At 32.9% G+C, this 13740-nt stretch carries 13 protein-coding genes; 12 read left to right on the top strand and 1 reads right to left on the bottom strand.

The features are described 5' to 3' along the window. The first annotated feature begins 32 nt into the window (after nucleotides 1–32). The 11 genes from ACFO3N_RS21605 (at nucleotide 33) to ACFO3N_RS21555 (ending at nucleotide 10888) form a co-directional block, all read left to right on the top strand. The gene (locus ACFO3N_RS21605) at nucleotides 33–695 is read left to right on the top strand and encodes a response regulator transcription factor (RefSeq protein ID WP_379800950.1); all 663 of its coding nucleotides are present in this window, start codon (nucleotides 33–35) and stop codon (nucleotides 693–695) included. Between the two features lie 4 nt (nucleotides 696–699). Beyond that, nucleotides 700–2100: a sensor histidine kinase gene (locus tag ACFO3N_RS21600; RefSeq protein WP_379800949.1), complete on the top strand. Its 1401-nt coding sequence runs from the start codon at nucleotides 700–702 to the stop codon at nucleotides 2098–2100. 312 nt (nucleotides 2101–2412) lie between these two features. Continuing rightward, entirely contained in the window at nucleotides 2413–3270 is an 858-nt protein-coding gene (gene hisG / locus ACFO3N_RS21595; protein ID WP_095929293.1) for an ATP phosphoribosyltransferase, read from the top strand. A 109-nt stretch (nucleotides 3271–3379) separates the two neighbouring features. Continuing rightward, the gene (gene hisD, locus ACFO3N_RS21590) at nucleotides 3380–4660 is read left to right on the top strand and encodes a histidinol dehydrogenase (protein WP_379800948.1); all 1281 of its coding nucleotides are present in this window, start codon (nucleotides 3380–3382) and stop codon (nucleotides 4658–4660) included. Between the two features lie 107 nt (nucleotides 4661–4767). Continuing rightward, nucleotides 4768–5814, top strand: a complete 1047-nt coding sequence (hisC, locus tag ACFO3N_RS21585; protein ID WP_379800947.1) for a histidinol-phosphate transaminase — start codon at nucleotides 4768–4770, stop codon at nucleotides 5812–5814. Nucleotides 5815–5922: 108 nt separating this feature from the next. Continuing rightward, nucleotides 5923–7059 (top strand): bifunctional histidinol-phosphatase/imidazoleglycerol-phosphate dehydratase HisB, encoded by a 1137-nt coding sequence (hisB, locus tag ACFO3N_RS21580; RefSeq protein WP_379800946.1) that lies wholly within the window; start codon nucleotides 5923–5925, stop codon nucleotides 7057–7059. A gap of 95 nt (nucleotides 7060–7154) precedes the next feature. Next, nucleotides 7155–7736, top strand: coding sequence for an imidazole glycerol phosphate synthase subunit HisH (gene hisH / locus ACFO3N_RS21575; RefSeq protein WP_379800945.1), 582 nt, complete (start codon nucleotides 7155–7157; stop codon nucleotides 7734–7736). 128 nt (nucleotides 7737–7864) lie between these two features. Next, nucleotides 7865–8590: a 1-(5-phosphoribosyl)-5-[(5-phosphoribosylamino)methylideneamino]imidazole-4-carboxamide isomerase gene (hisA, locus tag ACFO3N_RS21570; protein WP_379800944.1), complete on the top strand. Its 726-nt coding sequence runs from the start codon at nucleotides 7865–7867 to the stop codon at nucleotides 8588–8590. A gap of 101 nt (nucleotides 8591–8691) precedes the next feature. Beyond that, on the top strand, nucleotides 8692–9447 hold the full coding sequence (hisF, locus tag ACFO3N_RS21565) for an imidazole glycerol phosphate synthase subunit HisF (RefSeq protein WP_379800942.1): 756 nt from the start codon (nucleotides 8692–8694) through the stop codon (nucleotides 9445–9447). An 84-nt stretch (nucleotides 9448–9531) separates the two neighbouring features. Further along, nucleotides 9532–10128: a bifunctional phosphoribosyl-AMP cyclohydrolase/phosphoribosyl-ATP diphosphatase HisIE gene (hisIE, locus tag ACFO3N_RS21560; RefSeq protein ID WP_379800941.1), complete on the top strand. Its 597-nt coding sequence runs from the start codon at nucleotides 9532–9534 to the stop codon at nucleotides 10126–10128. A gap of 160 nt (nucleotides 10129–10288) precedes the next feature. After that, nucleotides 10289–10888, top strand: coding sequence for a hypothetical protein (locus ACFO3N_RS21555; protein WP_379800940.1), 600 nt, complete (start codon nucleotides 10289–10291; stop codon nucleotides 10886–10888). On the opposite strand, the gene ACFO3N_RS21550 is transcribed toward ACFO3N_RS21555, so the two are convergent. Next, entirely contained in the window at nucleotides 10889–11587 is a 699-nt protein-coding gene (locus tag ACFO3N_RS21550; protein WP_379800939.1) for a carbohydrate-binding family 9-like protein, read from the bottom strand. A gap of 167 nt (nucleotides 11588–11754) precedes the next feature. On the opposite strand from ACFO3N_RS21550, the gene ACFO3N_RS21545 reads away from it, so the two are divergent. Then, nucleotides 11755–13410, top strand: a complete 1656-nt coding sequence (locus ACFO3N_RS21545) for a M1 family metallopeptidase (RefSeq protein WP_379800938.1) — start codon at nucleotides 11755–11757, stop codon at nucleotides 13408–13410. Nucleotides 13411–13740: the final 330 nt, after the last annotated feature.

The raw sequence follows: 13740 nt of genomic DNA, 5'->3' as shown, positions 1-13740 counted from the left end.
AATTGAATGCGAATCTTAATTAAATACGATAGATGCATATTTTAATAGTAGAAGACGAAGTAGGAATTGTTCAGTTTCTAAAACAAGGCTTACAAGAAGAAGGGTATCAAATTACAACCGCAGCCGATGGTTCTAAAGGCTTCGAATTGGTTCAGGAACAAAAATTTGACTTGATTCTTTTAGATTGGATGTTGCCAAAAATCAATGGTTTAGATCTTTGTAAGGCAATCAGAGTTAAAGATCATACTACTCCAATTATTTTTTTGACTGCAAAAGATACAGTTCAGGAAACTATAGAAGGATTAAAAGCTGGAGCAAACGATTATATCAAAAAACCATTTAGCTTCGAGGAATTGGTGGAGCGAATTAAAGTTCACTTTAGAAATAAACAGCAAGCTGAAACCTTGACACTCGGAAACATTACGATGGATTTGGCCAGACATATTGTTTTAAAAGGAGATGAAGAGATATCGCTTACACAGCGCGAGTTCGAATTGTTGGCCTATTTAATTCAGCATAAAGGGAAAGTCTGTACAAGAAATCAGATTTTAAGAGATGTCTGGGAAATCAACTTTGAATACGACACGGGTGTTATTGATGTTTTTATGAATGCAATTAGAAAAAAACTCAATCTTAAAATTGAAGAAGATTATATAAAAACTATCCGTGGCATTGGATATATCGCCAATGATTAATAAAATGACTTCATTATCCTTTAGAAATAGAATTGCATTAAATTATATTGTAGGAACAGGATTGCTAGTTTTGGTAGTCTTTTCTGCTATTTATTTTATTGTAAGACTCACTGTTTACAATCATATTGACGAGAATTTAAATATAGAAGTTCAGGACCACTTTAAAGAACTAAGAATAGAAAAAGGCGCTGTAATTTTTATGGATGCCGAAGAATGGGAGGAAAGAGAACATAATTCAGTAGATGTAAACCCTATTTTTGTTCAGTTTTTGGATTTGAACAAAAAAATTATCGAAAAATCACCTAATTTAAAAAATGAGAAACTCGTTTTTCATGGTAAGAAAGAAGAATTTCATCCTTTTGACACCAAATTATTAGGCAGTAAAATTCGCCAGATACAAGTTCCACTTCATGTACAATCTGAAAAAGTAGGTTATTTGATTATTGCAATGTCGCTTTCGGATTCTTCAAAAGTTTTGGATAATCTAATGGATACTTTATTGATTACTTTTCCAATCATCCTTTTGATTTTATTCTTTCTAGCAAGATTTTATGCAGGACGAAGTATTAAACCAATAAATAATATTATTCAAACTTCGAAAATTATTACGAAAGACAATCTGAAAGCAAGAATTCCACTGCCAAAAACCAGGGATGAATTGTTTACACTTTCAAAGACCATTAATAATTTATTGAATCGAATTGAAGACGCGATTGAACGCGAAAAACAGTTCACATCTGATGCCTCACACGAATTAAGAACGCCTTTAACTGTAATTAAAGGAACACTTGAAGTACTTATTCGTAAACCTCGTGATAGCAAGGAATACGAAGAGAAGATTAACTATTGTATTAATGAAGTTGATCATTTAAATTCTCTTGTCGATCAGTTGCTTATGATGGCTCGTTTTGAGAATCAAAAACAGAACATTTTAAAAGAAAATGTTTATCTGAACGCAGTCGTTTTGGACGTGCTGACATTAAATACAGAGAAAATAAAGTCAGGACAAATAAATGTGATTTTGGATGCTCAAGAAGAATTTTATATTTATTCTGATAATTATTTAGTGGTAACTATTCTTCGAAATATCATTTCAAATGCTGTTAAGTATTCTAAACCGAATAGCGAAATTAGAATTTCATTATCAAGAGAAAATCAAAAAATTTCGTGCACTATTTCAGATCAAGGAATTGGAATTGCAAAGAAAGATCTAGAATCTATTTTGAATCCGTTTTTTAGATCAGATTCCTTAAATCACTCTGAAATAAAAGGAACAGGGCTTGGTTTGTTTATAGTAAAACGAATGACCGATCTGCTTCAGATTAAATTTAAAATTGAAAGCGAAATCGGGAAAGGAACCAAGGTATTATTGGTTTTTGAAGAATATGATAATTCATTAAAGTAATTTTAAATTTATTAAGTAAAATGCTGTAGAAAACGATTTTTAACAATAAACTGTCGTTAAGTTAAAATAAAAATTGCTTTTTAATTATTTTATCTAGTATATTTGCAACCGAATCAAAGAAGTAAAAAACAAAACCAATCATGATTTCAATTCAATTACATCATCATCATTTACATTATTGCTCTCAAGCGATGTGTTAATGATATGCGTGTAAATCATCATATTTTAAAACCCGTTTGAGTACATCAAACGGGTTTTTTAATTCTAACTCTCTTTGTACTCAAACTATTAATCCAACAAACAACTAAAAAAATGAGTACTTTAAAAATTGCAATTCAAAAATCGGGTCGTTTAAACGAAGACAGCATTCAAATTCTAAAAGACTGCGGTATTTCAATCAACAATGGAATCGACCAGTTAAAAGCAGAAGCTTCAAACTTTCCTCTTGAAGTTTTATATCTTAGAAATTCAGACATTCCACAGTATTTAATTGATGGAGTAGTAGATTTAGCAATTGTTGGCGACAATCTTTTGGTAGAAAAAGGAAAAGGAATCGAAGTGGTTCAGAAACTTGGGTTTTCAAAATGCAAAGTTTCGGTAGCAGTTCCTAAAACTTTCGAATACAATTCAGTTCAAGATTTAGCCAATCTTCGTATTGCGACTTCTTATCCAAACACGGTTAACGAATATTTCAGTAAATTTGGTATAAAGGTAGATATTCACCAAATTTCTGGTTCAGTGGAAATTGCGCCAAATATTGGACTTGCAGATGCAATTGTAGATATCGTTTCAAGTGGAAGCACTCTTTTTAAAAACAACTTAAAGGAGGTTGAAGTTATTTTAAAAAGCGAAGCAGTTTTAGCAGTTTCTCCAAAAGTTTCTCCAGAAATCCAAAAACACATTGATACTTTAAAATTTAGAATTCAAGCGGTTTTAAGAGCTAGAAATTCGAAATATATCCTAATGAACGTTCCAAACGATAAAATCGAAGCGGTTGGAAAAATCCTTCCCGTTTTGAGAAGTTTAACGGTTCTTCCGTTGGCGCAAGAAGGTTGGAGCAGTGTTCACTCCGTAATCGACAAAGATACTTTCTGGGATGTAATTGACCAGCTAAAAGAAGTAGGAGCAGAAGGAATTCTAGTTTGCCCAATCGAGAAAATGGTACTATAAAAAGAAATTTCAATTTTTAAATTCCAAATTCCAAGCTTAGCGTTAATTTTTTAAATAAAGAATTGGAATTTGGGATTTTAGATATTTGGAATTTAATATTGAAAATATTATGAATAAAATAGATAATCCAAAACCAGAAATCTGGTCAGAAATATTAAAAAGGCCAACTCAAACCGTTGATGATATTGAGGTTACAGTAAAAGAAATCTTCAAAGAAGTACAAAGAAAAGGAGATGAAGCTGTAGCGAAATACACTTCGATTTTTGATGGAATTTCACAAGATAATTATGAAGTTTCAGAAGAAGAAATAACTGAAGCGATTGGTTTGATTCCTAATGAATTAAAAGAAGCTATTGAATTAGCAAAAGAAAATATTTATAAATTCCACAATGCTCAGAAAACAGAAAGAGTCGAAGTGGAAACAATTGAAGGAGTAAATTGCTGGCAAGAGAAAAGACCAATTCAAAAAATTGGTTTGTACATTCCTGGAGGAACAGCGCCTTTGTTTTCTACTGTTTTAATGTTGGCGGTTCCTGCTGAAATTGCGGGTTGTAAAGAAATTGTATTATGTTCGCCACCAGATAAAAGAGGCAAAATTAATCCAGCAATTTTATATGCGGCGAATTTATGCGGAGTAACTAAAATTCTAAAAGTTGGAGGAATTCAGGCAATTGCAGGAATGACTTTTGGAACACAGTCCATTCCGAAAGTATATAAAATTTTTGGACCAGGAAATCAATTTGTAACGGTAGCAAAACAATTGGCAACGCAATTTGGAGTTGCAATTGACATGCCTGCAGGGCCTTCAGAATTATTAATTGTGGCCGATGATACAGCGGTTCCAGCTTTTGTGGCTTCAGATTTATTATCTCAAGCAGAACACGGAACAGATAGCCAGGTGATTCTAGTTTCGACTTCAAAAAAACTAATTGGAGAAGTGGAAAAAGAAGTACAATCTCAGTTAGAAGCACTTCCAAGAAAAGCAATTGCAGAGAAAGCGATCGAAAACTCGAAATTAATTTATGTGGAAAACGATCAAATCGCTTTAGATTTAATCAACGAATATGGGCCAGAGCACTTTATAATCTGTTCTGAATATGATGATTTCTACTGTAATGGAATCGTAAATGCAGGTTCTGTTTTTATTGGAAATTATACGCCTGAAAGTGCTGGAGACTATGCTTCAGGAACGAATCATACTTTGCCAACAAATGGTTATGCAAAGAATTACAGCGGTGTAAATCTGGACAGTTTTATGAAATCGATGACTTTTCAGAAAATTACTAAAGAAGGAATTCTGAATATAGGAAGCGCCATCGAAACTATGGCTGAAGCTGAAGGTTTACAAGCGCATAAAAATGCTGTAACATTAAGATTGAAGAGTTTATAAAGAGAAAAGAGTATAGAATATAGAACAAAGAGTAAAAAAACTGCAAATCAGAAGAGAGTCTATCGTCTTTATTCTATTTTCTATATTCTAAAAAATAAATAAAAGAAATGAAATTCGATATAAATACAATAACACGTGAAAACGTAAAATCCTTAAAACCATATTCGTCTGCAAGAGATGAGTTTGAAGATTTTGATACAGCCGAAATGATTTTTTTGGATGCCAATGAAAATCCGTTTCAAAATGGCGTAAACCGTTATCCGGATCCGCAGCAGAATTCAGTTAAAGCTATTTTGGCTAAGAATAATTTAGTAAAACAAAATCAGATTTTATTAGGAAACGGGAGCGACGAAGTTTTAGACTTGCTTTTTAGAGCTTTTTGCGAGCCTAATAAAGACAATATTATTTCGCTTCCTCCAACATACGGAATGTATGGCGTTTTAGCGAATATTAATGCTGTTGAAAACAGAGAAGTTCTCCTGTCGACAGATTTTCAGCCTCAAGTTGAAAAGATTCTAGAAGCGGTTGAAGAGAATACCAAAATCATCTTTTTATGTTCGCCAAACAATCCGACAGGGAATTCGTTTTCAGATGAAAGTGTTGTGAAATTGTTGCAAAATTTTAATGGTCTAATTGTTATTGATGAAGCTTATATTGACTTCTCTGATAAAGAAAGCTGGCTGACGGAAATTGACGAATATCCAAATTTAGTGATTACACAAACACTTTCAAAAGCGTATGGTTTGGCTGGAATTCGTTTAGGAATCTGTTATGCATCTGAAGCTGTGATTTCGGTTTTAAATAAAATTAAACCGCCTTATAATGTAAACGAATTGACGCAGCAAAGAGCGAAAGAACGTTTGAAAGATTCTGATAAAATAAAACAGGAAATAGCTTCTATTATTGAGCAAAGAGAAGAATTGCTTAAAGTTTTACTTGAAGTAAGTTTTGTTGAAAAAGTATATCCAACAGAAGCCAATTTTATTTTAGCCAAAGTGGATGATGCTAACAAAAGGTACGATCAATTAATTGAAAAAGGAATCGTTATTCGCAATAGAACAACACAGCCTTTATGCGAAAATTGTCTTCGTTTTACAATTGGAACGAAAGAAGAAAATGCAGTTGTAATTAGAGAATTGAAGTTGTTGAAATAGAAGAAAGAATATAGAGTAAAGAAGAAAGAAAAAAATGAAAGAACTTTTGAGCTAGAATGAAAAGTCTATTTTCTTTACTCTTTTTTCTTTATTCTCAAAAATAAAAACATGAAAAAAGTACTTTTTATCGATCGTGACGGAACGATTGTTTTAGAACCTGAAAATTTACAATTAGACAGCTTAGATAAACTAGAGTTTTATCCAAAAGCGTTTCAATATCTGGCTAAAATCGCTAGCGAATTAGATTACGAATTAGCAATGGTAACCAATCAGGATGGTTTAGGAACGGATAGTTTTCCTGAAGATACGTTTTGGCCAACGCAGAATTTTATTCTAAAAGCTTTTGAAAACGAAGGAGTTGTTTTTGATAAAATCTTCGTAGACAGAAGTTTTCCAGAAGAAAATGCGCCAACGCGCAAGCCAAGAACGGGAATGCTGACTAAATATTTGAACAATCCCGAATATGATTTAGAGAATTCTTTTGTTTTAGGAGATCGTTTAACAGATGTGGAATTGGCTAAAAACCTTGGTGCGAAGGCCATTTTTATGAATGACACGGATGGTGCTGGAAGCAATGAGATTTCATCTAAACGTGAAGAATTGAACGAAACAATCGTTTTACAAACAATGGATTGGAAGAAAATCTATGAGTTTTTGAAATTAGAAGCGCGTTCTGCTTCTATTACGCGTAAAACAAACGAAACGGATATTTACATCAACTTAAACCTTGATGGAATAGGAAAAAGCAAAATCGATACTGGAATTGCGTTTTTTGATCATATGTTAGATCAAATCTCACGTCACGGTCAAATGGACTTAGAAATTACAGTAAAAGGAGATTTAGAAGTAGATGAGCACCATACCATAGAAGATACTGCAATTGCTTTAGGAGAAGTTTTTGCGAAAGCGTTAGGAAACAAATTAGGAATCGAGCGTTACGGTTTCTGTCTTCCAATGGATGATTGTCTAGCACAAGCAGCAATTGATTTTGGAGGAAGAAACTGGCTGATTTGGGAAACCGAGTTTAAACGCGAAATGGTGGGTAAAATGCCAACAGAAATGTTTTATCACTTCTTTAAATCATTTACAGACGGCGCAAAAGCGAACTTAAATATCAAAGCAGAAGGAATCAACGAACATCATAAAATCGAAGCAATCTTTAAAGCTTTCGCAAAAGCGATAAAAGTAGCCGTAAAAAGAGACACTGAGAAAATGATTTTGCCTTCAACTAAAGGAATGCTTTAAAATTTGTTTCAAGTTTCAGGTTTCAAGTTTCAAGTTGCTCAACAGAACGTGAAACCTGAAACTTTAAACTTGAAACAAAACAAACAAAAAACAAAATGAAAATAGTAATTATAAATTACGGAGCAGGAAATATTCAGAGCATTATGTTTGCTATTGAAAGATTGGGATTTAAGGCAGTTTTGAGTAATAATCCGGACGAAATTAAATCGGCCGATAAAGTGATTTTCCCGGGTGTGGGCGAAGCGAGTTCGGCAATGGCTAAACTTCGTGAAAGCGGTTTGGATGGTTTGATTCCAGAATTGAAACAGCCTGTTTTAGGAATTTGTCTTGGAATGCAATTGATGTGCAATAAAACAGAAGAAGGAAATACAGAAGGTTTAGGAATTTTTGATGTTGATGTTTTGAAATTTTCAAACAACGTAAAAGTGCCACAAATGGGATGGAATCAAATTTATGATTTAAAAACCGATTTGTTCAAAGGTATTTGTGAAAATGAATTCATGTATTTGGTTCACAGTTTTTATGCGCCAAATTGTGATGAAGCTATTGCTACAACAAATTATGATGTTGAATATGCATCGGCTTTGCAGAAAGATAATTTTTACGGAACTCAATTTCACCCAGAAAAAAGCGGTGATGTTGGGGAAAAGATTCTAGGAAATTTTTTAAAAATGTAAAATTTTGAAATTCCAATCTCTTAAATTCCAAATTCCAATTGAAAATCAATATCAAAAATCAATTTCAATCAAAATATCAATTTTTAGAGAATCTAAAATCTGAACTCTAAAATCTAAAATATCAAAACATGAGAATAATACCAGCCATAGATATCATTGAAGGAAAATGTGTTCGTTTGTCCAAAGGTGATTATGATACTAAAATAATTTACAATGAAAATCCGCTTGAAGTAGCGAAATCATTTGAAGCACACGGAATTGAATATTTACATTTAGTTGATCTTGACGGTGCAAAATCGAGCAAAATTGTCAATTATAAGATATTGGAACAAATTGCCAATCAAACTAGTTTAAAAATTGATTTTGGAGGCGGATTAAAATCGGATGACGATTTGAGAATTGCTTTTGAAAGTGGTGCAAACCAAATTACGGGCGGAAGTATTGCAGTCAAAAACAGAGCAATTTTCGAAAAATGGATTTCAGAATACGGTTCAGATAAAATTATTTTGGGCGCTGATGCTAAAGATGAAAAAATTGCCGTTTCTGGATGGTTAGAAGAATCTAATGAAGATTTGGTTCCGTTTATTCAGAATTATCAGTCAAAAGGAATTCAGTATGTTATCTGTACTGATATCGCAAAAGACGGGATGCTTCAAGGTCCAAGTTTCGATTTATACAGCAAAATCTTAGCAGAAGCGAAAGGAGTAAAATTAATCGCTTCTGGAGGAATTTCTACTTTTGATGAGCTTCCAAAACTAGCTGAGTTAGGCTGTGAAGGAACAATTATCGGAAAAGCGATCTACGAAGGAAGGATTATTTTAAAACAGTTAGAAAATTATATTTTAAATAAATAGATTATTTCGCAAAGATGCACAAAGTAAAGCGCAAAGATTCACAAAAAAATCTTTGCGAATCTCTGTAGATTCTTTGTGAGACTCTGTGAAACAACAAAAATATGTTAGCAAAAAGAATAATACCTTGCTTAGATATAAAAAACGGAAGAACCGTAAAAGGCGTTAATTTCGTTGATTTACGTGACGCTGGAGATCCTGTTGAATTAGCTGAAATTTATTCAAGAGAAGGAGCAGATGAATTGGTTTTTCTGGATATTTCGGCAACAGAAGAAAGACGCAAAACATTGGTAAATATGGTGCGAAGCGTCGCAGAGAAAATCAATATTCCGTTTACAGTTGGCGGCGGAATTTCATCTGTAGAAGATGTTGATATTCTGTTGAATAATGGAGCCGATAAAGTTTCGATTAATTCATCGGCGGTAAAAAATCCGCAGTTAATCAATGATTTGGCTCAGAAGTTTGGAAGTCAATGTGTTGTTGTGGCAATCGATGCTAAACAAATTGACGGACAATGGATTGTGCATTTAGTTGGCGGAAAAGTGCCAACTGAGTTGAATTTATTCGATTGGGCTGTTGAAGTTGCAGAACGTGGTGCGGGAGAAATTTTGTTCACATCGATGGATAATGACGGAACTAAAAACGGATTTGCAAACGAGGCTTTGGCTAAGCTTTCTGAATTAGTAAATATTCCGATTATTGCTTCGGGAGGCGCTGGAAATATTCAGCATTTTGTTGATTCTTTCAAAGAAGGAAAAGCGGACTCGGCTTTGGCGGCAAGCGTTTTTCACTTTAAGGAAATCGAAATCAAAGCTTTGAAACAAGAACTTAGGGATAATGGTATTGAAGTAAGGTTGTAAAAAATCCAAATTTCAATCAATAAATAAAAAAATCAATTTCAGCTTTGAGAATCTAAAATCTGAAATTAAAAATCTAAAATAATTATGGAAATCGATATCAAAAGCGCACACGGATTAATTCCAGCTATAATCCAAGATTCAGAAACAAAAAATGTTTTGATGCTGGGTTATATGAACGAAGAATCGCTTCAAAAAACAATAGAAACTCAAAAAGTAACTTTTTTTAGCCGTTCAAAACAAAGACTTTGGACAAAAGGTGAGGAGAGTGGCAACTTTTTAAACTTAGTAAGCATTAAAAATGATTGCGACAGTGATACGCTTTTAATTCAAGCAAAACCTGTTGGGCCAACGTGCCATACTGGTGCAGATACTTGTTGGCAAGAACCAAATGACGTGAATTATGGTTTTATTTCTCAATTAGAAAATACAATCAAAACTAGAAGAGAAAATGCTGATTCGGAGAAAAGTTATGTAGCTTCTCTATTTGAAAAAGGAATCAATAAAATTGCTCAAAAAGTTGGCGAGGAAGCTGTAGAAGTGGTTATTGAAGCAAAAGATGATAATGATGATTTGTTCCTTAGCGAAAGCGCTGATTTATTGTTTCATTATTTGATTCTGCTTCAAGCAAAAGGATATCAATTGAATGATGTTGTGGAAGTTTTGAAGAAACGTCAGAAATAGTTTTAAATAATTCCATAAGCATCTGTTAATATAGCCCGCGGTTTCAACCGCGGGAAACGTATTGTTATATTGCGTGCCCTCCCGCGGTTGAAACAGCGGGCTATGTTTGTAATGTTTTCATAACAAAAAAATATACTATTTTAGTATTAAATCTATATTTATGCGATTAGCTGTATACTTGTTTTTGCTTTTGGTTCCGAGTTTAAATTATGGCTTTAAGAAAAATGTAATGCCATATTCGTTGGTTATTTCTAAAGCTGTTTTGATTGTTGACGGAACTATTTCTAAAGTTTCTGAAAATGAATATGAGTTCACGATAAGTGAGTTCATAAAAGGGAAATCAAGCTTAAAAATTAATGTAGCAATCTGGAAAGAATGGCTATGTGATCCCAGAAATAAAGAATTAAAAAAAGGACAGAGAATGATTTTATTTTTGGAAAGATCTCCATATGGGAATTTTTATCCAATTAATGAAAGTACTGGAGAGTTGTATGTAGATAATGATGTTTTTCTCGATATATTCTTGCCCAAAGCTTTTGTAAATCCTACAATTCTAAAGAAAGGGATTTATATGTTTTTGGAAACGTATTCATTTTATGGAAATTTTAATGATAGATTTTATCAAAATGCTCATTTTGTGCGCAACAAGTCTATTTTTGAAGTTTATAAAATGACAAAAACGAATTCGGCTTTTAAGTTTTTAGTTGAGAATGCAGAATATTTTAAGCCAACAGAAGTACAATTTTTTCCTGTTATATAATTACTTCACAAATTCAAAAACTGCAAATTCTTGCGGCTGATGAAAACCAAATTTTGAACTCTTATACGACTGTAAAGCAAGATATTCGGTTGTGTTACCGTAATCAATTCTAAAAGTATTTCCTTTCCATTTAGTTCCGACTTTAGGTTTCGAAAAACCGCCATTTTTAATTTTTCTAAGACTAGAAAAAGGAATTTTTATTTCTACAGTGTATCCGTCTTTATTGATTTTACTGACAGTTTCTAAGTCTTTAATATCAAAATCCATTGAGGTATTCCATCCGCCGCATTCTTCCGAAATGCATTTTAAAAGTAAATCATAATTGGTAGAAAATGCATTTACACCAATTTCAATATAGTTTTGGCTGTCTCCATCAGGGTCAAGAAAAATTTCAGCTAAATCGTCTGTTTGAAAAATCTGCGAATCTTTTGCTTGTAGCGTTCCAACAATTTTAGAATCAGTGCAGTTGTAAGCGATGTAAAGATTTTTATTATTCCACGAAAGTGAAACAAAAGTTTTTTGAGTGGCATTTTCTCCTGTATTATGAATCACAAAAGGGCCGAGAAAAGGTGTTTTCCAGTCGGTTAAATCACCATCAATCTTTATTTTTTTATTTGTTTTATGAATGAGGGTGTTTTGTGAATTCACAGTAGTTGTAATTATTACCAGCAAAGACGAAAGTATTGTGCTAAATCTCATATTTGAGTTCTAATATTTTGAAACCACTAAAATAGAGAAGATTAATTGAAATAACTGATTTTTTTTTCTGACGAAAATCATAAAATTTTAAAATACTAGATATGAATGTTTACATTTGTTGAAAATAAACTGATTTAATTCCTTTATTTCGTACAAATTTATAAATAATGAAAAAATACTTTAGTGGCATTTTTATCGCCTTTTTGGTTGGTTTCTCTGCAAATGCTCAGGGACTTTTAAATAAGTCAGAAACCGTTTTTACACATCAGGATACTTTACGCGGAAGCATTACAAAAGAAAGAGCTTGGTGGGATTTAAAATATTATCACCTTGATGTAAAGGTTAAGCCTGCAGAAAAATTTATTTCAGGTTCAAATACTGTTCGTTATACTGTTTTAACAGAGAACAATCGTATGCAGATCGATTTACAGGAGCCAATGAATATTACTAAAGTGACTCAGAATGGTAAAGATTTAAAATTTGAAAGAAATGGAAATGCTTTCTTTATTACTTTAATAGAAAAGCAAAAAGTTGGTGCAGTAAAAGAAATTGTAGTTTTCTTTGAAGGAAAACCGAAAGAAGCTGTTAGAGCTCCTTGGGATGGTGGTTTCTCTTGGAAAAAAGATAAAAACGGAAAAGATTTTATTGCGACATCTTGTCAAGGTTTAGGCGCGAGCGTTTGGTGGCCTTGTAAGGATCATATGTACGATGAAGTGGAGAATATGTTGATTAGCGTAAATGTGCCAGGAGACTTAACAGAGGTTTCAAACGGAAGATTAAAGAGCGTTAAAAAAGAAAAAGACGGGACTAAAACTTTCAATTGGTATGTTGCAAATCCGATTAATAATTACGGCGTAAACATCAATATTGGTGATTATGTTAATTTTTCTGAGGTTTTTAAAGGCGAAAAAGGAAACTTAGACTGTAATTATTATGTTTTAAAAGATAATCTAGCTTTAGCAAAAGAGCAGTTTAAAGATGCTCCAAAAATGCTGAAGGCTTTTGAAAGCTGGTTCGGACCTTATCCGTTCTACGAAGACAGCTATAAATTGGTTGAAGTTCCATATTTAGGAATGGAGCACCAAAGTTCTGTAACTTATGGCAATCAATATAAAAATGGATATTTAGGACGTGATTTGAGCGGAACAGGATGGGGATTAAAGTTTGATTTTATCATTATTCACGAATCTGGGCACGAATGGTATGCCAATAATATTACCTATAAAGATATCGCTGATATGTGGGTTCATGAAAGTTTTACAAACTATTCGGAAAGCCTTTTTGTGGAGTATTACTACGGAAAAGAAGCTGGTGCAGAGTATGTAATTGGATGTAGAAAAAATATTCAAAATGATATTCCAATTATCGGACATTATGATGTGAACAATGAAGGTTCTGGCGATATGTATCCAAAAGGAGCTTCAATGCTACATATGATTCGTCAGGTCATCAATGATGATGCAAAATGGAAATCGATTTTAAGAGGTATGAACAAGACTTTCTATCATCAAACAGTTACAGGAAAACAGATTCAGGATTATATTAATGAGCAATCTGGAATTAACTTCAACAGAGTTTTTGCACAATATTTAACTACAACTCAAATTCCGGTATTTGAATATATGTTTAAAAACGGAACTTTTGGTTACCACTGGACAAACTGTGTTTCTAAATTTGATATGCCAGTAAGAGTAAAATTAAACGGTGTTGAAACTTGGCTGAAACCAACCACAGAATGGCAATCAGTAAAAACAACAAGCGAAGACAGAAAAGTAGAAGTCGATAAAGATTTTTATGTCACTACTTCTAATATAGTTGAATAAAAAAACAATAATTTTCAATTTTTAAATCCCAAATTCCAAATTTTGTTGGAGTTTGGGATTTTTTTTAGGTTATTAACCTGACAGGTTTTTTAAACATGTCGGATTTGTTGTTTTTAGCGTCTAGCATGTCATCCTGAGGAACGAAGGATCACACTAGAAACTATCGAAAGGTAATTCTCCAATCTTTGTTGATTTACGAGTGCGATCCTTCGTTCCTCCTTTAGATTTGTTTTTTAAAATTTAAGTAGATTTATGATTGAGAAAGGAAGCAAAAGTAAACTGTTCGTTCCTCTGAGCTTGAGACTCATATCCTGATTAAGACTTTAGCTT

The sequence above is a fragment of the Flavobacterium chungangensis genome, assembly GCF_042654045.1.
Taxonomy (GTDB): domain Bacteria; phylum Bacteroidota; class Bacteroidia; order Flavobacteriales; family Flavobacteriaceae; genus Flavobacterium; species Flavobacterium chungangensis.
The sequence above is the reverse complement of the archived record's forward strand: the minus strand, read 5'-3'. Positions and strand labels throughout refer to the sequence as shown.

Bases quoted from the DNA above. Each gene is read 5' to 3' on its own strand.
- ACFO3N_RS21605 (WP_379800950.1), top strand. From the start codon at position 33: ATGCATATTTTAATAGTAGAAGACGAAGTAGGAATTGTTCAGTTTCTA.
- ACFO3N_RS21600 (WP_379800949.1), top strand. From the start codon at position 700: ATGACTTCATTATCCTTTAGAAATAGAATTGCATTAAATTATATTGTA.
- hisG (WP_095929293.1), top strand. From the start codon at position 2,413: ATGAGTACTTTAAAAATTGCAATTCAAAAATCGGGTCGTTTAAACGAA.
- hisD (WP_379800948.1), top strand. From the start codon at position 3,380: ATGAATAAAATAGATAATCCAAAACCAGAAATCTGGTCAGAAATATTA.
- hisC (WP_379800947.1), top strand. From the start codon at position 4,768: ATGAAATTCGATATAAATACAATAACACGTGAAAACGTAAAATCCTTA.
- hisB (WP_379800946.1), top strand. From the start codon at position 5,923: ATGAAAAAAGTACTTTTTATCGATCGTGACGGAACGATTGTTTTAGAA.
- hisH (WP_379800945.1), top strand. From the start codon at position 7,155: ATGAAAATAGTAATTATAAATTACGGAGCAGGAAATATTCAGAGCATT.
- hisA (WP_379800944.1), top strand. From the start codon at position 7,865: ATGAGAATAATACCAGCCATAGATATCATTGAAGGAAAATGTGTTCGT.
- hisF (WP_379800942.1), top strand. From the start codon at position 8,692: ATGTTAGCAAAAAGAATAATACCTTGCTTAGATATAAAAAACGGAAGA.
- hisIE (WP_379800941.1), top strand. From the start codon at position 9,532: ATGGAAATCGATATCAAAAGCGCACACGGATTAATTCCAGCTATAATC.
- ACFO3N_RS21555 (WP_379800940.1), top strand. From the start codon at position 10,289: ATGCGATTAGCTGTATACTTGTTTTTGCTTTTGGTTCCGAGTTTAAAT.
- ACFO3N_RS21550 (WP_379800939.1), bottom strand. From the start codon at position 11,587: ATGAGATTTAGCACAATACTTTCGTCTTTGCTGGTAATAATTACAACT.
- ACFO3N_RS21545 (WP_379800938.1), top strand. From the start codon at position 11,755: ATGAAAAAATACTTTAGTGGCATTTTTATCGCCTTTTTGGTTGGTTTC.